At 68.6% G+C, this 22358-nt stretch carries 23 protein-coding genes; 11 read left to right on the plus strand and 12 right to left on the minus strand.

Annotated elements, in window-relative coordinates:
• The first annotated feature begins 139 nt into the window (after positions 1-139).
• Positions 140-1996 (plus strand): phosphoenolpyruvate carboxykinase (GTP), encoded by a 1857-nt coding sequence (locus tag BRO63_RS11025; RefSeq protein WP_088139837.1) that lies wholly within the window; start codon positions 140-142, stop codon positions 1994-1996.
• Positions 1997-2158: 162 nt separating this feature from the next.
• Positions 2159-2788, plus strand: a complete 630-nt coding sequence (locus tag BRO63_RS11030) for a class I SAM-dependent methyltransferase (protein ID WP_088139838.1) — start codon at positions 2159-2161, stop codon at positions 2786-2788.
• A gap of 1 nt (position 2789) precedes the next feature.
• Here BRO63_RS11030 and BRO63_RS11035 read toward each other — a convergent pair whose 3' ends face one another.
• The 7 genes from BRO63_RS11035 to BRO63_RS11065 all read right to left on the minus strand — a co-directional run bounded on the left by BRO63_RS11035 (position 2790) and on the right by BRO63_RS11065 (position 9719).
• On the minus strand, positions 2790-3287 hold the full coding sequence (locus BRO63_RS11035; protein WP_088139839.1) for an ureidoglycolate lyase: 498 nt from the start codon (positions 3285-3287) through the stop codon (positions 2790-2792).
• Positions 3287-4021 carry an ABC transporter ATP-binding protein gene (locus BRO63_RS11040; protein WP_088139840.1) on the minus strand — a complete coding sequence of 245 codons (735 nt, stop codon included), beginning with the start codon at positions 4019-4021 and terminating at the stop codon, positions 3287-3289. The genes BRO63_RS11035 and BRO63_RS11040 overlap by 1 nt, the downstream gene beginning before the upstream one ends.
• A complete protein-coding gene (locus tag BRO63_RS11045; RefSeq protein ID WP_088139841.1) occupies positions 4014-4751 on the minus strand; it encodes an ABC transporter ATP-binding protein in 738 nt (245 codons plus the stop codon). Before BRO63_RS11045 ends, BRO63_RS11040 begins: the two co-directional genes overlap by 8 nt.
• Positions 4751-5731: a branched-chain amino acid ABC transporter permease gene (locus BRO63_RS11050; RefSeq protein ID WP_088139842.1), complete on the minus strand. Its 981-nt coding sequence runs from the start codon at positions 5729-5731 to the stop codon at positions 4751-4753. The genes BRO63_RS11045 and BRO63_RS11050 overlap by 1 nt, the downstream gene beginning before the upstream one ends.
• 2 nt (positions 5732-5733) lie before the next feature.
• The gene (locus BRO63_RS11055; protein WP_054459153.1) at positions 5734-6624 is read right to left on the minus strand and encodes a branched-chain amino acid ABC transporter permease; all 891 of its coding nucleotides are present in this window, start codon (positions 6622-6624) and stop codon (positions 5734-5736) included.
• Positions 6625-6770: 146 nt separating this feature from the next.
• Positions 6771-7979 (minus strand): ABC transporter substrate-binding protein, encoded by a 1209-nt coding sequence (locus BRO63_RS11060; RefSeq protein ID WP_088139843.1) that lies wholly within the window; start codon positions 7977-7979, stop codon positions 6771-6773.
• 168 nt (positions 7980-8147) lie between these two features.
• The gene (locus BRO63_RS11065; RefSeq protein ID WP_088139844.1) at positions 8148-9719 is read right to left on the minus strand and encodes an amidase; all 1572 of its coding nucleotides are present in this window, start codon (positions 9717-9719) and stop codon (positions 8148-8150) included.
• A 175-nt stretch (positions 9720-9894) separates the two neighbouring features.
• Here BRO63_RS11065 and BRO63_RS11070 point away from each other — a divergent pair, with 175 nt between their 5' ends.
• Positions 9895-10584: a FadR/GntR family transcriptional regulator gene (locus BRO63_RS11070; RefSeq protein WP_088139845.1), complete on the plus strand. Its 690-nt coding sequence runs from the start codon at positions 9895-9897 to the stop codon at positions 10582-10584.
• Between the two features lie 6 nt (positions 10585-10590).
• Here the strand turns inward: BRO63_RS11070 and BRO63_RS11075 are convergent, their stop codons facing one another.
• The 3 genes from BRO63_RS11075 to BRO63_RS11085 are packed head-to-tail and all read right to left on the minus strand — an operon-like array spanning position 10591 to position 13124.
• Complete coding sequence (locus BRO63_RS11075) at positions 10591-11172, minus strand: amino acid synthesis family protein (RefSeq protein ID WP_088139846.1); 582 nt, start codon at positions 11170-11172, stop codon at positions 10591-10593.
• 35 nt (positions 11173-11207) lie between these two features.
• Positions 11208-12173, minus strand: coding sequence for a Bug family tripartite tricarboxylate transporter substrate binding protein (locus BRO63_RS11080; protein WP_088139847.1), 966 nt, complete (start codon positions 12171-12173; stop codon positions 11208-11210).
• 42 nt (positions 12174-12215) lie between these two features.
• Positions 12216-13124: an NAD(P)-dependent oxidoreductase gene (locus BRO63_RS11085; protein ID WP_088139848.1), complete on the minus strand. Its 909-nt coding sequence runs from the start codon at positions 13122-13124 to the stop codon at positions 12216-12218.
• A 125-nt stretch (positions 13125-13249) separates the two neighbouring features.
• Between BRO63_RS11085 and BRO63_RS11090 the strand changes: the two genes are divergently transcribed.
• The 7 genes from BRO63_RS11090 (at position 13250) to BRO63_RS11120 (ending at position 19866) form a co-directional block, all read left to right on the plus strand.
• A complete protein-coding gene (locus BRO63_RS11090) occupies positions 13250-14170 on the plus strand; it encodes a LysR family transcriptional regulator (RefSeq protein WP_088139849.1) in 921 nt (306 codons plus the stop codon).
• Between the two features lie 179 nt (positions 14171-14349).
• The gene (locus tag BRO63_RS11095; RefSeq protein WP_088139850.1) at positions 14350-15138 is read left to right on the plus strand and encodes an SDR family oxidoreductase; all 789 of its coding nucleotides are present in this window, start codon (positions 14350-14352) and stop codon (positions 15136-15138) included.
• Between the two features lie 22 nt (positions 15139-15160).
• A complete protein-coding gene (locus BRO63_RS11100; protein ID WP_088139851.1) occupies positions 15161-16402 on the plus strand; it encodes a styrene monooxygenase/indole monooxygenase family protein in 1242 nt (413 codons plus the stop codon).
• Complete coding sequence (locus BRO63_RS11105; RefSeq protein ID WP_088139852.1) at positions 16399-16926, plus strand: flavin reductase family protein; 528 nt, start codon at positions 16399-16401, stop codon at positions 16924-16926. Before BRO63_RS11100 ends, BRO63_RS11105 begins: the two co-directional genes overlap by 4 nt.
• 26 nt (positions 16927-16952) lie before the next feature.
• Positions 16953-18563 carry a phytoene desaturase family protein gene (locus tag BRO63_RS11110; RefSeq protein WP_088139853.1) on the plus strand — a complete coding sequence of 537 codons (1611 nt, stop codon included), beginning with the start codon at positions 16953-16955 and terminating at the stop codon, positions 18561-18563.
• Positions 18560-19456 carry a SphA family protein gene (locus BRO63_RS11115; RefSeq protein WP_088139854.1) on the plus strand — a complete coding sequence of 299 codons (897 nt, stop codon included), beginning with the start codon at positions 18560-18562 and terminating at the stop codon, positions 19454-19456. Before BRO63_RS11110 ends, BRO63_RS11115 begins: the two co-directional genes overlap by 4 nt.
• A 92-nt stretch (positions 19457-19548) precedes the next feature.
• The gene (locus BRO63_RS11120) at positions 19549-19866 is read left to right on the plus strand and encodes a hypothetical protein (protein WP_088139855.1); all 318 of its coding nucleotides are present in this window, start codon (positions 19549-19551) and stop codon (positions 19864-19866) included.
• 12 nt (positions 19867-19878) lie between these two features.
• Here BRO63_RS11120 and BRO63_RS11125 read toward each other — a convergent pair whose 3' ends face one another.
• Entirely contained in the window at positions 19879-20508 is a 630-nt protein-coding gene (locus BRO63_RS11125; protein WP_088139856.1) for a hypothetical protein, read from the minus strand.
• 232 nt (positions 20509-20740) lie between these two features.
• Between BRO63_RS11125 and BRO63_RS11130 the strand changes: the two genes are divergently transcribed.
• Complete coding sequence (locus tag BRO63_RS11130; RefSeq protein WP_088139857.1) at positions 20741-21349, plus strand: hypothetical protein; 609 nt, start codon at positions 20741-20743, stop codon at positions 21347-21349.
• A gap of 12 nt (positions 21350-21361) precedes the next feature.
• On the opposite strand, the gene BRO63_RS11135 is transcribed toward BRO63_RS11130, so the two are convergent.
• A complete protein-coding gene (locus BRO63_RS11135) occupies positions 21362-22264 on the minus strand; it encodes an AraC family transcriptional regulator (protein ID WP_256943283.1) in 903 nt (300 codons plus the stop codon).
• Positions 22265-22358 lie beyond the last annotated feature (94 nt).

Genomic DNA, 22358 nt, shown 5'->3' on the forward strand with positions numbered 1-22358 from the left:
TCAACCGGTGACAATGTCGTCCAAGAGGATGGGTTGACGGGCAACCCGCCGCTGCAAGTATGATGGCGCAAATTGCTACGGCCCCATGCCAATTGGGGCCGTATCACCATTAGCCTTACTAGTATGGAGATGAACCCCGATGAATAAGCCTTTGGATGGGGGATTGGCAGCCTTGAACGTGCCTGCCTACGTGAAGCACCGCGGACTGATCGACTGGGTCGCCAGCTTCGCCGCGCTGGCCAAGCCTGACCAGATCGTGTGGTGCGACGGCTCCCAGGAAGAATATGACCGGCTGTGCGAACAGATGGTCCAGTCGGGCACCATGCGCAGGCTGAACCCCGCCAAGCGGCCTAATTCCTTCCTGGCGTGCTCGGATCCTTCCGACGTCGCCCGCGTGGAGGACCGCACCTTCATTTGTTCCGACCGCGCCGAAGATGCCGGCCCGACCAACAACTGGGCCGAGCCCGCCGCCATGCGCGAGACGCTCAACGGCCTGTTCGACGGCGCCATGCGCGGCCGCACGCTGTATGTGGTGCCGTTCTCGATGGGCCCGCTGGGTTCGGACATCGCCCACATCGGCGTGGAACTGTCCGACAGCCCCTACGTGGCCGTGAACATGCGCATCATGACGCGCATGGGCAAGCAGGTCTATGACGTTCTGGGCGCCGACGGCGACTTCGTCCCCTGTGTGCATTCGGTGGGCAAGCCGCTGGCCGCAGGCGAGGCCGACGTGGCCTGGCCGTGCAACCCGACCAAGTACATCGTCCATTTCCCCAAGACCCGCGAAATCTGGAGCTTCGGCTCGGGCTACGGCGGCAACGCGCTGCTGGGCAAGAAGTGCTTCGCGCTGCGCATCGCCTCCACCATGGGCCGCGACCAGGGCTGGCTGGCCGAGCACATGCTGATCCTGGGCGTGACCTCGCCCAAGGGCCGCAAGTACCACGTGGCCGCGGCGTTCCCGTCGGCCTGCGGCAAGACCAACTTCGCCATGCTGATCCCGCCGCAAGGCATGGACGGCTGGAAGGTCACCACCATCGGCGACGACATCGCCTGGATCAAGCCGGGCAAGGACGGCCGCCTGCATGCCATCAACCCGGAAGCCGGCTATTTCGGCGTGGCCCCGGGCACCAGCGAGCAGACCAACTTCAACGCCATGGCCACGCTCAAGGCCAACGTCATCTTCACCAACGTGGCGCTCACCGATGACGGCGACGTCTGGTGGGAAGGCATGACGGACACTCCGCCGGCGCACCTGATCGACTGGCAGGGCCAGGACTGGACGCCCGCCATCGCGCGCGAAACCGGCCGCAAGGCCGCGCACCCGAACGCGCGCTTCACCGCGCCGGCCGCGCAATGCCCGTCCATCGACCCCGAATGGGAAAACCCCGAAGGCGTGGTCATCGACGCCTTCATCTTCGGCGGCCGCCGCTCCACCACCGTGCCGCTGGTCACCGAAGCCCGCAACTGGGTCGAAGGCGTCTACATGGCCGCCACCATGGGCTCGGAAACCACCGCCGCCGCCGCCGGCCAGCAGGGCGTGGTGCGCCGCGACCCCTTCGCCATGTTGCCGTTCTGCGGCTACAACATGAGCGACTACTTCAGCCACTGGCTGAAGCTGGGCAAGCAGCTGGAAGCCGCGGGCGCCACCTTGCCGCGTATCTACTGCGTCAACTGGTTCCGCAAGGGGCCGGACGGCAAGTTCGTCTGGCCTGGCTTCGGCGACAACATGCGCGTGCTGCGCTGGATGTTGGGCCGCATTGACGGCCAGTCCAAGGGCGTGGACCAGGTGTTCGGCATTTCGCCGAGCTACCAGGACATCGACTGGACCGGCCTGGAGTTCAGCCCGGACAAGTTCGAGCAGGTCATGTCGGTGGACGCGGCCGCCTGGCGCGACGAACTGGCGCTGCACCAGGAGCTCTTCGCCCAGCTGAAGCAGGGCCTGCCCGCGGACCTGCCGGCCACCAAGGCCAGCATCGAAGGCCGGCTGGCGGCCTGAGGCCGGGCGTCGTGAGGGTGTCTGGCGCTGGCGCACTGCCGGCGTCCGACACGCCATGGGAAGCTTGCGCAGGTTGAAATGGATCTGTCCGGTTGCCAGACAGCCGGATGGAGCTGGCTTCCGGCGACCGCCGCATGCGTTTTTTTGCGGCACAATCACCCCATGAAACTCGACGCCGAAGACCTCGCCAAGATCAGTTCCCTGACTGTCGCGCATTATCAAGAGAACGCGGACTCGTTCGAGGCCGGCACGCGCGACCACGACGTCAGCCAGAACATCGCGGCGCTCCTGCGCCATATCGAAGGCGAGCCTCCCTACGACATCCTGGATTTCGGCTGCGGGCCGGGCCGCGACCTGAAAACGTTCGCGGCCCTGGGCCACCGGCCGGTCGGCCTGGACGGGACGCCGCGCTTCGTCGAGATGGCGCGGCAGGCCACTGGCTGCGAGGTCTGGCAGCAGGACTTCCTGCGCCTGGCGCTGCCGCCGGCGCGCTTCGACGGCATCTTTGCCAACGCCGCCTTGTTCCACGTGCCCGGCCAGGAACTGCCGCAGGTGCTGCGCGCCTTGCACGGCGCGCTCAAGCCGCGCGGCGTGCTGTTCAGCTCCAACCCGCGCGGCGGCAACCAGGAAGGCTGGAACCGCGGCCGCTACGGCGCCTACCATGACCTGGAAGGCTGGAGCGCCCTGATGGTGGCGGCCGGCTTCGAGGAACTGGAACACTACTACCGGCCGCAGGGCTTGCCGCGCGAGCAGCAGCCCTGGCTGGCCAGCGTCTGGCGGCGGACGGTGTAGTTCAGGCGGCCTGGATGGTCCAGGGCGCGTCAGGCAGATCGATCACTTCGCAATCCACCGTGGTGCCTGCGCGTTCCAGCACGGCGAATTCGCCGTCTGCCAGCGCCATCAGCGGGTGGTGCCAGACATCCCTGTGCAGCGTGATGCCCACGCCCGCGCCCGCCATGAAGGCGCGCAGCGTGGCCAGGTCCGGCGCGTCCGCACCCAGCGCGACCAGCACCACATAGGGCGTGCCCGCCAGCGGCAGGAAGGTCTGGCTGCCCAGCCGGTGGCGTTCCAGCATGCGCGCGGCAAAGGGCAGGGCGATCGCCTGCGCGCGGAATACCGACAGCGACGGCCGGCCGCCCGCGTCCAGCAGATCGGGTTCACCCATTTCCACGCGCAGCGAGGTGCCGGCGTTGATGGAACGGCCGGCGCGGCCGGCGCTGCTGACGACCTCGCCATAGGGCGCGAAGGCCGCGGCCGTCAGGGGCTGCGCTGTCAGAATGTTCGCAGCCATCAGAAATTGATCCCCAGCCATTCGCGCACCTGCTCGTGCAGGTCGCCGGCGAAATCCTCGGGCGAGCCGGAGGCGGTGATCTCGCCCAGGCTCAGCACGTAGATGTGGTTGGACATGGCCACCACCCGGCGCACGTTGTGGTCCACCAGCAGGATGCCCATGCCGGCATCGGCGAAGGCGCGGATCCATTGGAAGACTTCGGCCGCCACCCGCGGCGCCAGGCCGATGCTGGGCTCGTCGATCAGGCAGACCTGCGGCTGCACCATATAGGCTTTGGCGAATTCCAGCGACTTCTGCTGGCCGCCGGACAGGTTGCCGGCCTGGTCCTTGAGCTTTTCCTTCAGCACCGGAAAGCGCTCCAGCGTTTCCGCGTAGCGCGGCTCCAGTACATCGCCGTAGCGCTTGCGCCGGCCCTCCAGCGGCAGGCGCAGGTTCTCTTCCACCGTCAGGTAGGGGAACAGGCTGGACTCCTGCGGGATGTACCACAGGCCGTCGTCGATCATGCGGTGCGGCGGCTGGCCCGAGATATCGCGCCCGGCGCGCGTGACGCGGCCGGACTTGGGCCGCAGAAAGCCGCAGATGGCCTTCATCAGCGTGGACTTGCCCGCGCCGTTCAGGCCGATCAGGCCGCTGATGCGGCCGGCCTGCACCGTGAGCGAGACGTTGCGCAGCACGTCGATGTCGCCCATGTAGCCCGCGGTCACGCCTTCCATGGCGAGCAGCGTGTCAGGCATGGTCCTGCTCCTCTTGTCCCTGTTCGCCCAGATAGGCCTCGATCACCGCGGGTTCGCGCAGCACCTGCTGCGTGGGGCCGTCGGCCAGCACGCGGCCGGCGTTCATGCAGACCGAGCGCGGGCACAGGTCCACCACCACCGGCATGTCGTGGCTCACCAGGATGAAGGTCTGGCCGCTCTGGTTGCGGCGGCGGATGAATTCCGACATGGTTTCCTTCATGACCGGATGCACCGCGGCGAAGGGTTCGTCCAGCAGCGCGATGCGCGGCGGCGCCATGAAGCAGGCGCCGAACTCCAGCAGCTTTTTCTGTCCGCCCGACAACTGGCCGGCATCCAGTTGCATGACGTGCATCAGCTTGAGTTCTTCCAGCAGTTCCAGCGCGCGGCGGCTGGCGGCCGTCTCGTCCAGGCCCATGGCCAGCCCGCACACGATCAGGTTGTCGTAGGCGCTGACGCGGTTGAAGACGCGGGTCATCTGGAACATGCGCAGCACGCCCAGCCGGGTCAGCTGGGTGGGGTTCAGGCCCATCACGCTGCGGCCGTCCAGCAGCACCTGGCCCGCGTCCGCCGCCAGGTGGCCGGACAGCACGTTGAGCAGGGTGGTCTTGCCGGACCCGTTGGGGCCGATTAGCCCCAGCAACTCACCGTCGGCGACGTCCATGCCTGCTCCGTTCACGGCCAGCAGGCCGCCGAAGCGCTTCTGTATGCCGGAGATCTGCAACAGTGCCATCAGGCCCCCCTGGCGCTGGTGTTGGCGCCGCCAGAACGGCGCAGGAAGGCGCGGCGCGCCAGGCCCCACAGCCCTTCGCGGAAGAAGCGCGCGAAGATGATGACCAACAGCGCGAACACGATCATCTGGATGTTGCCCACGTCGCGCAGCAGTTCAGACGCGACATACACCAGCACCGCGCCCAGCAACGGCCCGACCAGCGTGCCCATGCCGCCGATCACCACCATGGCGATCACCATGCCGGTCTGCGTCACGATGCCGAGTTCCGGGCTGACCAGCTGCGCGAAGGTGCCGTACAGGCCGCCGGCAAAGCCGCAGATGGCGCAACTGATCAGGAAGGCCAGCGTCTTGTAGCGCACGACGTCGATGCCCCGGCTGGCCGCGCCGATCTCGTCGTCGCGGATGGCCTGAAGGAAACGGCCGGGCCGCGCCCGCAGCAGCAGGAAGATCAGCAGCGTCACCGCCGCCAGCGCGGCCAGGAACAGGTAGTAGTTGCCCACCCGGCTTTCCAGCAGCGCCGGCACGTGCAAGCCCTGGTCGCCCCGCGTGAAGTCGATGGAGTTGTAGATCACCAGGCGCACGATCTCGGCGAAGGACAGCGTGGTCAGCGCCAGGTAGGGGCCCGACAGCCGCAGCACGATGCGGCCCAGCACCAGTCCGACCAACCCCGGCACCACCGCGGAAAGCGGCAGGCCCAGCCATAGCGGCACCTTCCAGTGGTAGGCCAGGAGGCCGGTGGTGTAGCCGCCCAGCATGGCGAAGGCGGCCGGCGCCAGCGAGAACTGGCCGGCGTAGCCCGCCAGCAGGTTCCAGCCGCAGGCCAGCATGGCGAAGTACATGCTGACGATCAGCACGCCCAGCCAGTAGGGCGAGGACACGCCCAGCGGCAGCAGCGCCAGCACCGCCAGGAACGCCAGCGACAGCCGCATTTCCTGGGTGAGTTTGTTGCGCAGCAGATTGGGATGAGCCAGCGGATCCATGTTCAGACCTCCCGCGCGCGTTCGCCGAACAGGCCCTTGGGCCGGAACAGCAGGATCAGGATCAGCAAGGCCAGGCCGAAGGTGTCGCGGTAGTCATAGGACAGGTAGACCGCGCCGAAGCTCTCCAGCACCCCCAGCGCCAGCGCCGCCACGATGCTGCCGGGGATCGAACCCATGCCGCCGATCACCACGATCACATAGGACTTGATTGCCGGAAACGCGCCCACGTCGGGCGCCGGGTTGATGACCGGCGCCAGCAGCGCGCCGGCCAGCGCCGCCAGCACGCCGGAGGCCATGAAGATGATGCTGCTGGCGCGCGCGGTGTCGATGCCGGCAATGGAGGCGCCCAGCCGGTTCTGCGCCACCGCCTGCACCTGCCGGCCCCACAGCGAACGCTTGATGAAGAGCGCCAGCCCGATCAGCAGCACGATGGAGAGACCCGCCGTGATCAGCTTCTGGCCGCTCATCATGAAGGGGCCGACGGCCATGCGCGTCACGTCGGACAGTGCCGGGCCGCGCATGGGATAGGGCCCCACCACCTTGTCCACCAGGTTGATCAGCAGCAGCGACAGGCCGAAGGTAACCACCACCGCGTACTCGTCCTTCATCAGCCCCCAGGAGCCGTAGCCCGCGTACAGCGGGCGCATCAGCCAGCGTTCCGTGGCCCAGCCCAGCAGCGCGCCGGCGGCCGCGGCCACCGGCAGCGCCAGCCAGGGTGGCACGCCCAGGGCCAGCGACACCAGGGTGTAGGTGTAGGCGCCTATCATGTAGAACTCGCCATGGGCGAAGTTCACGACCTTCAGAATGCCGAAGATCATGGTCAGGCCGACCGCCATCAGCGCGTAGTACAGGCCGATGATCAGGCCGTTGACGAACAGGTCCAATGCCAGCACTCGATTCTCCCTGGCGCCGGGGCGTGGCCCGGCGTGTTGCGGTCATGCTGTGGAGGCGATCCGGTTCTTTTTGCCGCCGGGCCGCCCCAAGGCAAAAAGCGCCCCCTCGGGGGGCAGCAAGCCGAAGGCGCGGCGTGGGGGCACTGTTATTTGGCCGGTTTGACCAGCTTTTCCACCTGCAGCGGCTGGCCTGTGGCCTGGATCAGCGTGGTCTTGCTCAGCGGCTGGTCGACCTCCGTCAGCTGGTAGGTGACGTAGGGGATGTCGACCCACTGCTGGTAGGTGTAGCCCGGCTGCTGCGAGAAACCGAACTTGCCGCGCACGCCTTCGAACTGCATGCCTTGCAGCGCCTTGATGATGGCGGCGCTGTCGGTGGACTTGGCCTCTTCGATCGCGCGGGCGATCAGGAGCACGGAGTCCGCGGCCTGGAAGATCAGGCGGTTGGGTTCGGTCTTGGCCTGCTTCTGGTAGGTGGCGGCCACGTCCAGGCCCATCTGCGGCATGGGCATCTGCGGGTGGTACAGGCCGAAGGCCAGCATGTACTTGCCGGCTTCCTTTACGTTCTTCCAGAAGTCGGGATAGTCGGCGATGCCGGCGCCGTCGTAGAACCAGGTCTTGGCGCTGGGCGCCACGCCTTGTTCGTACAGCTGGTTCATCAGGATGTAGGCGGCCGGCGGCAGCATGATGTTGACCACCAGCTCGGGCGGACTTGCGCGCAGCGGCAGCACCGCTGGCGTGAAGTCCTTGCCGGCGCGGTCCAGCGCGATGTACTTGTACTGGGTCTGCGGCGCGGCCTTCTTGAGGAACTCGCCCAGCAGCTTGGCCTGGCCGATGCCGTAGTCGGTGTTCTCGGCGAAGGCGACCACGCTCTTGACCTTCAGCGCGGCGATGGTGTCGGCCATGGCGCTGGAGACGCGGGTGTTGTAGTTGGCCGGATTGAAGACTTCCGGATAACCCTTGGCGCGCACGTCGTCGGACCAGCAATTGGTGTTGACGTAGGGCACCTTGTAGCGGTGCGCGACCTCGATCTCGGCCAGGCAGACCGAGCTTTGGTGGCCGCCCGTCACGGCCACGACCTTGTCGCGCGAGATCAGTTTTTCGGCCGCCGCGCGGCCCTTTTCCGGAATGCCCTGGTTGTCTTCGTAGATGATCTTCAGCGGCCGGCCCAGCACGCCGCCCTTGTCGTTGATCATCTTGGCGATGATCTCCACGCCATCCTTCACCTGGGTGCCTTGCACCACCGAGCCGGGCGGGGATTGCGCGATGCTCACGCCGATGACGACAGGATCGGCGCCGTGGGCGGCAGAGGCAAGTACGACCGCGGATACGGCTGCGGCTAAGCGAAGCAGTTTCATCGTGGTTTCCTTTTGGAAAGGATCAACGGCGATGCCGTCGCTCGCGCGGGCGAGGCGTCGGCGGGCGGGAACTCTGCTTGTTTGTAATCTTGTAGTACCGGTCTGACCAGTTAGGGCTTACCAGCATGGAGGCCGGGGCCGGCGATGGCGCCGGCCCCGGTGGCGGCGTCAGGCCGCCAGCAGGTTTTCCACGCGCGCGGCCGTGTTCAGCACGCGCCAGTCGGCGCCGCGCGCGCCGGCGATCTGCAGCCCCAGCGGCAGGCCGTTGCGGCCGCTGCCGCAGGGCAGCGTCAGCGCCGGCATGCCGGTCAGGTTGAAGGGCATGGTGAGGCCGGTGACGGCGGTGTGCAGCGGCACTTCGCGGCCCGCGATGCTGACCGCGCCGGCGCCGGAGCGCGGCGGCTCGATGCGCAGCGTCGGGGTGACCAGCACGTCGACCGACTGCATCGCCTGGTCGAACATCTGCGCGAGTGCGGCGCGGCCGCGCTGCGCCCGCGTGTACCAGGCAGCCGGGAAGAACTGGCCGATCTCCAGGCGCACGCGCACGTCGTCGCCCAGCGTCTCGGGCTGGTCGACCAGCCGGCGCCAGTGGATGTCGGTGGCCTCGCTGCACAAAGTGGCGAATTGCAGCGCCGCGCTGTGCTCGACGCCGGGCAGGTCCAGCGGCACCAGGATGGCGCCGTCGGCCTGCATCCGCGCCAGCGCATGGTTGACCGCCTGCGCCACGTCCTCGGCCAGCGGGTCGTAGAAGTAATTGCGCGGCACGCCCACGCGCAGGCCAGCCAGCGCGCCCGCGCTGACGGTGCGTTCGGCCTGGCCCGACATGATGGAATAGGCCAGCGCGGCGTCGGCCACGCTGGCGGCGATGGGGCCCAGGTGGTCGAGGCTTGCGCCCAGCGCCTGCGCGCCCTCGCGCGAAATGGCGTCGAAGGTGGGCTTGAAGCCGACCACGCCGCAGCAGGCGGCCGGGATGCGGATCGAGCCCGCGGTGTCGGTGCCTACCGCCAGGCGGACGATGCCGGCGGCTACCGCCGCGGCCGAGCCGCCGCTGGAGCCGCCCGCGGTATAGCCCGCCGCGCGGGGATTGCCGACCCAGCCGTAATGGGGGTTTTCGCTGGTGATGCCGTAGGCCAGCTCGTGCAGATTGGTCGTGCCTACCACCAGCGCGCCGGCCTCGCGCAGCCGCGCCACGGCCAGCGCGTCGCGCAGCGCGGGTGGCGGCTTCAGGCCGCCGCTGCCGTTGGTCTGGGGAAAGCCGGCGACCTGCATCAGGTCCTTGACGGCGATCGGCACGCCCATCAGCGGCATGGCCGCGCCTTCGCGCAGCCTGCGCGCGGCGGCGGCCGCGGCCCCGTCCAGCGCCGGGGTGTCGGACAGGCTGATGAAGGCGTTCAGGCCAGCCTGCTGCCTGGCCGCGGCCAGCGAAGCCTTGGCGGCGTCGGCGGCGCGCCCCGGGTCCTCGCGGCATTCGCGGGCAATGGCGGCGATGCCGCGCGCGTGGCGCGACACCGCGACGCCGCGGCCGGCCTGCGCGGCGGGCAGCCGTTCGGCCGACGCGGCGGGCGGCGGTGCCAGGTAGCCCAGTTCGGCCTCCGGCTCCAGAGAGTCCAGCACCGTGAGTTCGGGCAGGTTGACGCGCAGCCGGTCCAGCCAGGCCTGGCGGCGTTCGGAATAGGGGTAGTCAGCCAGTCGGGCCATGGCGTCGACGGCGCGGGCAAATCGATCGTAGAGGTCGGTCATGAGCGGCGCTATGTACGAGAAAGTGCGAGGGGCCCGCGGCCGTGCCGGGGCGCTTTGCAGTACGGCTTTATCCTAACCGGTCAGACCAGTTGAATGTCATAATGCCCAGGCAGTATATGGCTGTCAACGCCAAACCGGGGCGGCTGCCGCGCACCCATGCCTTGAGAATTCCGCGATGAACACCGTCGAACACATAGCCCAGCAGTTGCAGGCCCGCATCCGCCAGCGCGATTGGGCCGAGGCCGGCAAGCTGCCGGGGCAGCGCCAACTGGCCGAAGAGCTGGGCGTGAGCCGCGCCTCGCTGCGCGAGGCCATCACCATGTTGGAAGGGCTGGGGCTGCTGCGCAGCGAGGCCGGCCGCGGCGTGTTCATCGCCCGGCCCGGCGAAAAAGGCCTGGGCAGCGCCTACGGCCGCTGGCGCTTCCAGGGCCGCTATGCCTTGCGCGACGTCTACCTGGTGCGCAACCAGCTGGAGGAACTGGCCGCCGGCCTGGCCGCGGGCGTGGTCACGCAGGCGGGGCTGGCCCGCCTGCGCGCCACCATCACGCACATGGAGCAGGCCGCCGACGCCGGCGACCTGGTGGCCATGTCGGAAGGCGACCGCGCCTTCCATGCCTGCCTGTACGAGATCGCCGGCAGCCCCATGCTGCTGGATCTGGCCGAGAACATCGCCGAAGTGGTGGACGGCAGCCGGCAGGTCGCGTTCGCCGATCCGGCGCGCGTGCGCGAGCCCATCCACGAACACGCGGCCATCATCGACGCGCTGGCCACCGGTTCGGCCGAAGCCGCGCGCCGCGCCATGCGCGCCCACATCTGCAACGTGGCCGACCGCGCGGGCTTGTCGCTGACGATCCCGGGCGCCTGAGTCCTCCTACCGCTGTCCGTCGTGCACGGACACGGCTTCCTTGGTCAGCCCGCCCAGCCGCGAATGCACCCGGCCGCCCGTGCCCATGACCAGGGCGAACAGGATTTCGTTGGCGCGCGGCGCGTCCTGGATGCCGATCTCGATGCTGTTGAAGTGGCTGCGCACATACGAGGCATGGATGTAGTGCACCGGCACCATCATGCGGTAGCCGGCCACGGCCACGGCCTTGACCGCGGGCACCATGGCGCGGGGTTCGCCCAGCACGCTGCGCATGGCCCAGCCGCCGGCCTCGTGCCAGACCGCGCCGTGTTCCATTTCGCCGTCCAGGCCGACGATGGCGGCCTTGCTGTAGACCTCGATCCGGTCCTTGCCGCCCAGCGTCTCGACCAGTTCGGTCGCCAGCAGCGTGCCCAGGCTGCGCAGTTCGGCCATGAAGGGCATCAGGTCCGGCTCGTAGCGGCCGGCGTAGGGATTGCGGATGACGGCGCAGGCGGCGGCAAGCGTCAGCGGCCGCTCGGGCGCCGGGCCGTTCTCGTGGTAAGTGGTCTCGACGATGAGGCAGCGTTTGCGGATATCGATCAGCGACATGCGGGGAATTCCTGGTAGCGGTTGAAAGAGGGCGTTCACTGCGGCGGAATGCCGGTTTCCTTGACGATGGCCGCCCATTTGTCGATCTCGGCGCGCACGAAGCCGCCGAATTCGGCCGGGGTCTGCTGCTTGACGGTCAGGCCCTGGCGTTCATAGGTCTGCTTGAGTTCGCCGTTGGCCAGCGCCTTGCCCAGCGATTGCGACAGGCGTTGGACCACGGGCGCGGGCAGGCCGGCCGGGCCCATCAGGCCGAACCACACGGTCAGGTCGAAGCCGGCGGCGCCGGTTTCATTGAGCGTGGGGATGTCCGGGGCCAAGGGAAAACGTTCGGGGGTGCTGACCCCGTAGGTCTTGACCTTGCCGGCGCGCGCTTGCTGCAGGCCATTGGCCAGGTCGGTGAAGGTAAGGTCGACGGTGCCGCCGATGACGTCGGTGAGCGCCTGGGGGCCGCCGCGGTAGGGCACCGGCGTGACGTTGATCTTGCCCATGGCCGCCAGCTTGGCACCGAACACCTGCGCGCTGCCCGAACCATAGGCATAGGTCAGCTTGCCCGGATGCTGGGCGCCATAGGCAAACAGATCGGATACCTTGGTGCCCGGCATGCGCGGCGAACCCACCAGCAGATAGGGCGTCTCGGCCACGGCGCCGATGGGCGCGAGGTCGGTGGCCGGGTTGTAGGGCAGGTCCTTGAACAGGCTCACGCCGCTGGCCGCGGTGGACACGCCCACCACCACCAGGGTGTAGCCGTCGGGCTTGGCGCGGGCCACGTCGTGGGTGCCGATGATGCCGTTGGCGCCGGGTTTGTTCTCCACCACCACGGGCTGGCCCAAATCGTCGGCCATGGCTTTACCCAGGCTGCGGGCCACCACGTCGGTGATGCTGCCTGGCGGGAAGGGCACGACCATGCGGATGGGGTGGTCGGGATAGCCCGCGGCGCCGGCGGGCGCGAGCGGCGCGCCCAGCACCAGCGCCAGCGCAAGCGCGGCGGCGGATCGTTTCATGCAGGTCTCCTGTGGATGTCGTTATCGTTGGCGTCCGGCGCTTCAGGCCGGAGCCGGGGTTTCCAGGCGTTGCAGGTAGCGGTGGATCTCGGTGTTGTCCACGCCGGCGGGCATGTCCGCGAGCGCGCGCTGCCACAGCGCCGTGCACAGCGACAGCTGCGTCGCGGGAACGCCGGCCAGCGCCTGCAGCGCGTTCGCGGTGCGCAGGTCCTTGGCCATCAGCGCCAGGGCGAAGCCGCCGTTGTAGCTGCCGGGCACGATGAACTGGCGCAGCTTGGTTTCGGTGGCGACGTTGCGGCCGCTGGAGGCGTTGAGCACGTCGGTGAACACCTCCAGGTCCAGGTCCATGCGCTGCGCGATCAAGAGCGCTTCGCTGGCGGCCAGCAGGCCGGCGGCGTAGACGTAGTTGTTCAGCGCCTTCATGGCGTGGGCGGAACCCACGGCGCCGGTGTGGATGAGCGAAGCGCCCATGCGCGAGAGCAGGGGGCGCACGCGCGCCAGGCCGTCGGCATCGGCGCCCACCATGATGGCCAGGGTGCCGGCGGCCGCCTTGGCCACCGCGCCCGACACTGGCGCGTCGATGAGCGTCACGCTAGCCGCGCGCAGTAGTGGCGCCAGCCGCAGCGTTTCGGCCGGGTTGGACGAGCCCATGTCCAGCAGTACGGAGCCGGGGCGCATCACGCTCGCCAGCCCGTGCTCGCCTTCGATCACCGCGTTGGTGATGGCGCTGTCGGGCAGCATGGTGATGACCACGTCGCAAGCGCCCAGGGCTTGCAGGCCGGCGGCCGGCTTGAGCGTCTGGTTCCAGGCGGGGTGCCCGGCCAGGCGCTGCAGGCGCGCGGGATCGCGGTCATACGCCAGGATGTTGTAGCGCTCCTCGCCGCGGGCGAGGTTTTCCAGCATGGGCAGGCCCATCATGCCCAGGCCCACGAATCCTACGGTGAGTGTCATGCATTCCCTTTATCGAATCGTCCTGGAAAGCGCGCCAGGAGCCATCTGGGATGCTAATGAATGCGGGATTGCAGCGCCTATGCTAAGTTGGCCAGGGGTTATAACAAACGATTATCGGATCAGCCATGCGTTTCAAGCTCAGGCAGATGGAAGTGTTCCGGGCGGTGATGCTGACCGGTTCCATGAACGGCGCGGCCAAGCTGCTGTTCGTGTCGCAGCCCGCGGTCAGCCGCCTCATCGCCCACACCGAGCAAAGCCTGGGCCTGCAACTGTTCGAACGCGACAAGGGCAAGCTCACGCCCACGCCCGAAGCGCAGCGCCTGTTCGAGGAGGTAGGGCCGCTATTCGACGAAGCCCTGCGCATCGATGAGCTGGCGCGCGACCTGGCCGAGCGGCCGGAGGGCGCATTGACCTTGTGTTCCAGCCCCAGCCTGGCGCTGAACTTCGTGCCGCCCGTGATCGCGCAGTACATGGAGCTGTATCCCAAGGTCAGGCTCAAGTTCCACACCACGCTGCTGTCCGACATGGCGCACGAGCTGTTGGGACGCAAGGCGGAACTGGCCGTATCGGTGCTGCCGATAGACCATCCCAACCTGGTGGTGGAGCCGCTGGCCACGGGCGAGATGGTCTGCATCCTGCCGCAGGGCCATCCGCTGGCCGCGCGGCGCGCGCTCAGCCTGGCCGAGCTGGCCGAGTGCCGGCTGATCCTCTACAACCGCAACATCCCGTTCGGGCAACTGGTGGCCGCGGCCTTCCAGCGCGCCAATGTCAGCTGGAATCCGGCCGTGGAAATCGTGCGCGCCGAACTGGCCTGCGCCCTGGTGCGGGTGGGCGCGGGCGTGGCCATCGTCGACGAGTTCTCGGTCGGGCAGCAGGGCTGGCCCGGCGTGGTGACGCGGCCGCTGCGCGAGTCCATTCCCTTGTCGCTGAGCCTGGTGCGGTCGCGCTTTGACCGCCCCAGCCGCCAGGTGCAACGCTTCGTGCGCCTGATCAAGGAGCACGCGCGGACCTCGCGCAAGCCGGGCCGCGCCCGGCCCGCCGCGTAGCCGGCAGCCGCAGGGAACGGACAGGCGCCGCATTTTCCGGACACGCCAATTGGACCTGGCGCAAGCTTGCCTCGAATAAGCGCAGTTTGCGGATAGCGTCGGCCGGATCCGGCTAACGCGGCCGCGGCGCGCGGCGCCAGTATTCGCCTCACTCAATCAGCCAACGGCGAGGTGATGCGATGAAGGGTCTGGACAACAAAGTGGCCATCGTGACCGGCGGCGCCACGCTGATCGGCGCGGGCGTGGTCGCCAGGCTGCGCGCCTATGGCGTGCGCGTGGCGCTGTTCGATATCGACGCGGCCGGCGGCGAACGCGTGGCTGCGGCCGATCCGGCCGGCACGCGCTTCTGGCCGGTGGACATCGCGGACGATGCGCAGCTGGAGCGCGGCGTGGCCGATGCCGCGGCGCATTTCGGCCGCATCGATTTCCTGGTCAACCTGGCCGCGACCTACCTGGACGACGGCGCCGCATCGGGCCGCGCCGACTGGCTGCGCGCGCTCGACGTGAACGTGGTCAGCGCCGTGATGGCCGCGCGCGCGGTCCATCCCCATCTGCTTGCCGCCGGCGGCGGGGCCATCGTCAATTTCACCAGCATCTCGTCGCGCGTCGCGCAGACCGGGCGCTGGCTCTATCCGGTATCCAAGGCGGCGCTGCTGCAGGTCACCCGCAACATGGCGATGGACTACGCCGCCGACGGCATACGCGTCAACTCCGTGTCGCCGGGCTGGACCTGGTCGCGCGTGATGGACGAGCTGACGCAGGGCGACCGCGCCAAGACCGACCGGGTGGCCGCGGACTACCACCTGCTGGGACGCGCCGGCGATCCGGCGGAAGTGGCCGAGGTGGTCGCCTTCCTGCTTTCAGGCCATGCCAGCTTCGTCACCGGCGCCGACTACGCGGTGGACGGCGGCTATTCCGCCATGGGTCCCGAACAGGCCAAGCCCGCGATCCCGCGCCTGGCCGCCTAGTTACTTGAAAAGGAGAACAATCATGCGTCGAATTGCGATCGTGGGGGGAGGGCAGGCGGGCTTGCCCTTGGCGCTGGGACTGCTGGACCAAGGCTATGAAGTGACCGTGGTCACCAACCGCGAACCGGACGACATCCGCCGCGGCAAAGTGATGTCCAGCCAGTGCATGTTCGATGCCTCGCTGCAGGTAGAGCGCGGCCTGGGCCTGAACCAGTGGGAGGCCGAATGCCCGACGGTGGACGGCATCGGCCTGGCGATACCGCATCCGGAGCGGCCTGGCCACAAGCTGATCGATTGGGTTGCGCGCCTGGACCGGCCCGCGCAGGCGGTGGACCAGCGCATCAAGATGCCGGCCTGGATGGAGCTGTTCGCCGCGCGCGGCGGCCGGCTGCTGATCCAGGACGGCGGCGTGGCCGAACTCGAATTGCTGGCGGCCTCGCATGATCTGGTGCTGCTGGCCGCGGGCAAGGGCGAGGTGGTCAAGCTGTTCGAGCGCGATGCGCTGCGCTCGCGCTTTGACCGGCCGCAGCGCGCGCTGGCGCTGACCTATGTGCACGGCATGCGCCCGGCGCCGGATCACTCGCGCGTCGCCTTCAACCTGATTCCGGGCGTGGGCGAGTACTTCGTGTTCCCGGCGCTGACCGTCAGCGGTCCCTGCGAGATCATGGTGTTCGAAGGCGTGCCTGGCGGACCGATGGATTGCTGGCGCGACATCAAGTCGCCGCAGGAGCACCTGGCGCAAAGCCTGCATATCCTGCACACCTATCTGCCTTGGGAGGCCGAGCGCTGCAGCGCGGTGGAGCTGACCGACGCCAACGGCATCCTGGCCGGCAGCTTCGCGCCCACGGTGCGCAAGCCGGTGCTGACCCTGCCGTCGGGCCGGCTGGTGTTCGGCCTGGGCGATGCGGTGGTGACCAACGACCCGATCACGGGGCAGGGCTCGAACAACGCCACCAAGGCCTGCGCCGTCTACCTGGACGCGATCCTGGCGCATGGCGACGCGACGTTCACGGCCGAATGGATGCAGCGCACCTTCGAGCGCTTCTGGGACTACGGCGGCGCGGTGGTGGAATGGACCAACTCCATGCTGCTGCCGCCGGCCCCGCACCTGCTCAAATTGCTGCAGGCCGCGGACCACACGCCGGCGATCGCCAGTGCCATCGCCAACGGCTTCAATCATCCGCCGTCGCTGTACCCCTGGTGGGGCGATGCCACGGCCTGCGAGGCCTTCATCGCGGCGCAGCCGGCGCGGGCGGCGGCATGAAGCCCGATTGCGCGGCGGGCCTGCCCCTGGACTGGGGTTGCACCGATCTGCATCCCAAGGTCCTGCGCGGCGTGCTCGGCAGCTATCCGACGGGCGTGGCCATCGTCGCCACGCGTTGTCCGGACGGCCGGCGGGTCGGGCTCACCATCAACTCCTTCGCCTCGCTGTCGCTGGACCCGCCGCTTGTGCTGTGGAGCCTGGTGAACCATTCGCCCAACCTGGCGGCGTTCCGCGATTGCAGCCACTTCACCATCAGCGTGCTGGCTTGCGGCCAGGAGGAACTCGCCATGCGCTTTGCCAGTTCCTCCGTTCCGGACAAGTTCGCGGGAGCGCCCGTGCATGACGTGCCGGAAGGGGTGCCCGCCATCGAAGGGGCGGTGGCCACCCTGGTCTGCGCCAACGATCAGCAAAGCGCGGCGGGCGATCACCTGCTGCTGTTCGGCCGGGTGCTGCGCGTGGCCAGCGTCACGGCCACGCCGCTGGTGTTCCATGCCGGGCGCTTCACCGCGCTGACCGCCGCGTAGCGGCCTACTACCCATCGGAGCGCATCATGTCCTTGGAGTCCGAGGCGCAGGTCATCATCGTCGGCAGCGGCATGAATTCGCTGGTCTGCGCCGCCTTGCTGGCGCAGCGCGGCAAGTCCGTGCTGGTGCTGGAACGCAACGACAGGCTGGGCGGCTGCATCCGCACCGAGGAGTTGTTTCCCGGCTACCGCCACGACGTGCTGTCCTGCTGGTATCCGCTGTTCATGGGCAGCCCCGCTTACGCGGCGCTCAAGCCCGCGCTGCGCGAGGCCGGCCTGGAATTCATGCAGGGCGAGTACGCCACCGGACTGGTGCTGCCCGACGGCTCCGGCCTGGCCTTGAAGCAGGACGTGGCGGACAGCGCGCGGCGGCTGGACGCCTGGGCGCCCGGCGACGGCGCGGCCTTCGGCGCCATGGCGCAGCGCCTGTTCGGCGAGGATGCGGCGTTGACCTTCGGCCTGCTGGGCCAGAACCCCTACGGCGCGGGCATGCTCAAGCTGCTGTTTGGCGAATGGCGCAAACGAGGCATGGATGGCCTGGCCGCCTTTGCCGCCGATTCGATGGAGAGCTTTCGCCGCTGGTCCGAACGCGCGCTGCGCTCGGACGCCGCGCGCGCCCTGATCGCGCCCTGGGTGCTGCACACCGGCCTGGGTCCGGACGACGCCTGTTCCGCGCTGATCGGCAAGCTGACCTTCGCTGCGGTGGTGGCCGGCGGCATGCCGGTGGTCAAGGGCGGCGGCAGCGGCGTGGTGGACGCGCTGGCCGCCGTCATCGAACGGCACGGCGGCCGCCTGCAGACCGGCGCCGAGGTCGAACGCATCATCACTCGCGGCCAGGGCAAGCGCCGCCGCGCGGTGGGTGTACTGGCGGGCGGGCGCGAGTATCGCGCGACAGAAGCCGTGGTCTGCAACGTGACGCCCGGCCAGTTGTACGGCCAGTTGCTGCCCGATGCGCCGCCCGCCGTGCGCGAACGCGCGGCCAGCTACCGCTACGGCCGGGGCGGCATGCAGATCCATTTCGCGCTGAATGCGCCGCCGGATTGGCTGACGCCGGAGCTGCGCCACGTGCCGCTGGTGCACCTGACCGAAAGCATGGAACAGGTCTGCGCCTCGGTGACCGAGGCGAACAACGGCCTGTTGCCCGCGCGTCCCACGCTGGCGATCGGCCAGCCCGTCGCGGTCGACCCCACGCGCGCGCCGCCCGGCGGCTGGATTCTGTGGGTGCAGATGCAGGAACTGCCGGCGCGGATCAAGGGCGACGCCGCGGGCGAGATCGCCGCGCCCGCCGACGGCCGCTGGAACGAGGCCGTGCGCGAGGCGATGGCCGACCGGGTGCAGGCGCGCATGGAGCGCGTGATGCCGGGCCTGGCGCTGCGCATCGTCGGCCGGCGCGCGTACTCGCCAGCGGACCTGGAGGGCCTGAACTGCAACCTGGTGGGCGGCGATCCCTATTCGGGCGTGTGTTCGCCCGACCAGTTCTTCTGGTTGCGGCCCTTTGCCGGCGGCCAGGGCGCGCGCGGCCACCGCACGCCGCTGCGCAATCTCTTTCACATCGGCGCCGCCACCCATCCGGGCCCCGGCCTGGGCGGCGGCTCCGGCTATCTCGTCGCACAACAAATAGGCAGGAGGGGAACATGAACGGACACCTGAAACTCCGGCGGCTGGCCAGCGCCACGGCATTGGCGCTGGCCAGCGCGGGGGCCCAGGCCACCGAGGGCGGCGGCCTGGGCATCTACCCGGACGGCCTGGAGAACTTCATGTCGGGCGCGCTGCCCCCGCCTGGCGTGCACATGCTGGTCTATGCCGGCGGGGCGCGCTATGACACGCTGCGCGGCAACGACGGCCAGCGCGTGCCGGTGCCCGGCTTCAAGGTGGACGTCAACGTGCTGGCGCCGCGCTTGATCTGGGTCACGCAGCAGCAGGTCATGGGCGGCCAGCTGGCGTTCCACGCCATCGCGCCGCTGCTGGACGTGACCGCCAAGGCGGCGGGGCAGCGCAACCGCAGCACCGGCTTGGGCGACATGACCCTGGGCGTGGCGCTGGGCTATCACCCGTCCGAAAGCCTGCATTACGTGGTGGGGCTGGACATGTACGCGCCCACTGGCGAGTACGACCGCAAGGACCCATCCAGCCTGGGCAAGAACTACTGGACCGCGCAGCCGGTGTTCGCGCTGAGCCGCATCAGTCCGGACGGCTTCAACGCCGACCTGAAAGTCATGTACGACTTCAACTTCACCAACTCCGCCACCGACACGCGTTCAGGCCAGGCGCTGCACGCCGACTACGCGCTGGGCTGGGGCGTGGGCAAGGGCTGGGTGCTGGGGGTAGGCGGCTACGCCTTCCAGCAGGTCACGGACGACAGCGGCCCCAACAGCGCCGCCGGCCGCGCCCGCGCCTTCGGCGTCGGCCCCTCGGTGCGCTACATGAACGAAAAGGGTTGGCTGTTCACGGCGAAATGGCAGCAGGACTTCAAGGTCAAGAACCGGCCCGAGGGCGCGCAGCTGTATGTGAAGCTGGGGATTCCGTTCTAGGTCTGGCGGCTGCACTGGAAGGCCCTGGCTGGCCGCCTCCGCAAGGTTGTTCTGCTGGTATCGTTCTGCTGTCGATGGGACAGGGCAGGGACATGAATCTGTACGAAGCGATACGCTGGGGCAATGAATCCGAGGACCCGTACACCGGCGGTCCGGATGGCGCGGATACCTGCTTCCTGGTGCGCGCCGCATCGGTCGAAGAGGCCGGACAGCTCGCGGATGCCGCATTGCGCGGCGCCCGGGGCGGGCTGGCGGACTGGGCCCAGGTGCTGCACTTGCTCGGCACGGAACAGGCCACGGACAGCGAGCCTCGAATCCTGCGCGGGCCCTATTTGCAGCACGCCTACCGGTACGGCTGGCGGCACTGGAGCCGGGACGAGGCGGCGGCGCCTTGGGTCGAGCAGCCTTAGGCGAGGGGCACCTCAGCGGGCGGACTGCTTGCGTTGCCCTTGAAGTTCCTGGACGGTAAATAGAACGAGTTCGGCCTTGTCGAGGGAGTCGTCGCGTTCCGCATTTTCCAGCAGATCATCGATCTGTCCACGCAGATGCCGGCAGTCGCTGGGCTCGCCTTTGGGATTGATCTTTTTGACCTCGACCCGCACTCGGGAAACCCAGTCGCGCTCGTTCTGAGCCAGTTTTTTCGCCCGCTGTTGGCGCTTGGTTGCCGCAGCGGCCGCCTCCGGAGTACGAATCGCGTCGCTGGTCGCTTTCAAGATCGCTTTGGGGTCGTAGGGGACTTGAGCAAGCGGCTTGCCTATGACCGCTTCCGCCACCGCCAGCGATGACAGCTTATTGAGGTCGTCGATGGGAACGTCGATGGCGCAAGCGCCGGCCGCCCCGATGTGCGCCCCGGCACGCTCGCCGAGCGTGATTTTCTGCAGGCGGGGTGAAAGCGCGGCGACGGCTGCGCGCCTGGCTTCGGCCTTCGCATCGGCCGAGCGCAAGGCCTGGCTCGACGCCTCGAAAGCCTTCATGTCGATATCGTCCGAAGCGGATGCCGTCCCGATGGACAGCGTAGCGCAAAGAAGAAGACTGCTTTTTAGCGTTTTCATCGAGTTTCCTTCCCCGGGGCTGCGTCGGACCAGCGGGATTCCTGTTGCGCGAGTGTCCTGGAAATGCATCTTCCGCGCCATAGCGGGCAACGGATGAGGAAGGCATGCGTTGTTCGGATGCAACTGCAGGACTGCTCCCGCGGGCGTTTTGGGGCCTCGCGCACCATTTTGGCTAACGGTGGAATAGCATCCCGCGTGGAGATATCCGCGCCGGCGAGCGCTCACGGGGGACATGATGAAAAGAACAATTTCGGCGCTGGCGCTTTGCCTGTGCGGCGGACTCGCCGCGGCGCAGAACACGAGCAGCAGCTTTGAAGTGCAGGAGCCGATGCGCAATTCGCTGGGTTTTGCGATGGGTAGCGACGGCCAGGAGTGGCTCGGCGACAGGGCGGTCGCGCACATGGGCTTCATTGCCGCCTGCAAGCTGTACCCGGCAGACGGGCCGGAGGTCCAGGGGATGGTGGCCATGGCTCTGGCGCAAGCGAGTCTGGGCATGGATCTGGCGCGCGCGCCGGCAGACCCGGCCGCGCTGCGCGCCAGGCTCGCCCAGCGCCTGAACTCCCAGGAAGGGCGCAAGGACGCGGCGGAAAAAATCCAGGCCATGCGCAAGCGCGTCTTGGCCGAGCAGGCGCATGCCGGCAAGTTGATAGAGGCTTCCGTGGGCTTTACGGGCAAGAATCCGAATCCCTGCGAGCTCGAGCGGTACTACGCGCGCCAGTTCCTGACGCAGCACAAGGACGGCGCCATGAAGTCCGCTCCCAAGATCAACCAGCTCGCGCGCGAGGTCATGGCGCAGGATGCCTCTGCCAAGGCGAAGCCGGCTGCGCCAGCCAAACCCTGAAGCGGCGTTCCCTCAGCCCAGCCGCCGCAGGCTCTGGCTGGGGCTTTCGCCGTAGCGTTCCTTGTAGCCGGCGCTGAAGCGTCCCATGTGCGCGAAGCCCCAGCGCAGCGCCACGCCGGCGATGTTGCGGGTCTCGCCCGAGACCAGTTCGGCGCGCGCGCGTTCCATGCGCAGGTCGCGCAGGTAATGCATGGGACTCACGCCCAGGAATTCCTTGAATCCCGCATAGAGGCTGCGCACGCTGACGCCGGCGATGCGCGCCAGTTGCTCGGCGCTGACCGGTTCGTGCGCATGCGCCTGCAAATAGTCCTGGACGCTGCGCACGTGGCGCGGCAGCACCGCGCCGCGGCGGCCGGGCAGGGCGCCGGTGTAGTTGTGGGGCTGGGCCGCCAGCAAGGTGGCGGCGACCAGTTGTTCCATCTGATGCACGATGAGCTTGTGCTCGGCCAGGTTCGCGTGCTGGGTGGAGCAGTCCAGCAGATAGCTCATCAGGCAGCGCCAGGTCGGGCATTCGCGCCAGCGGAACCCCAGCTGGAAGCGCAGCGGCCGATCCAGCGCACAGCCCAGATGGCCCACCAGGGTGCGTTCCAGCAGCGAGCGGCCCACGCGCAGCATGAACTGGTCGTTGTCGTCGGCCCAGCGCATGGCCAGGTCGTCGTCCGGGCTGACGACCGAGGCGACCTCGGGCGTCGAATCCAGCTGCTGGGGGCCGCTGCTGATGCGGGCGCAGCCCGACAGCGGCATCTGCACCAGGAAGAAATCCTCCAGCGGGCCGGGCTGGATCTCGACGTTGGCGCCGTAGCGCAGGCGGTTCAAGGAGACCTCGCCGAGCGGCTGGTGGTGCATGCGCGCGTCCAGGCGCTGCAGCGCGCCGACCACGCCCAGGTGGTGCGGGCGCATCACGCGGCCGACCATGGAGCGGGCTTCGTCCAGGTCGCCGGAGGCGAACAGCTGCTGCGCCGGCAGGCCCAGGACCGACTCGATCCGCGGCGCGGCTGGCGGTCAAGTG

This window comes from Achromobacter xylosoxidans, from assembly GCF_002192695.1.
In the GTDB taxonomy this organism is placed as follows: domain Bacteria; phylum Pseudomonadota; class Gammaproteobacteria; order Burkholderiales; family Burkholderiaceae_B; genus Achromobacter; species Achromobacter xylosoxidans_C.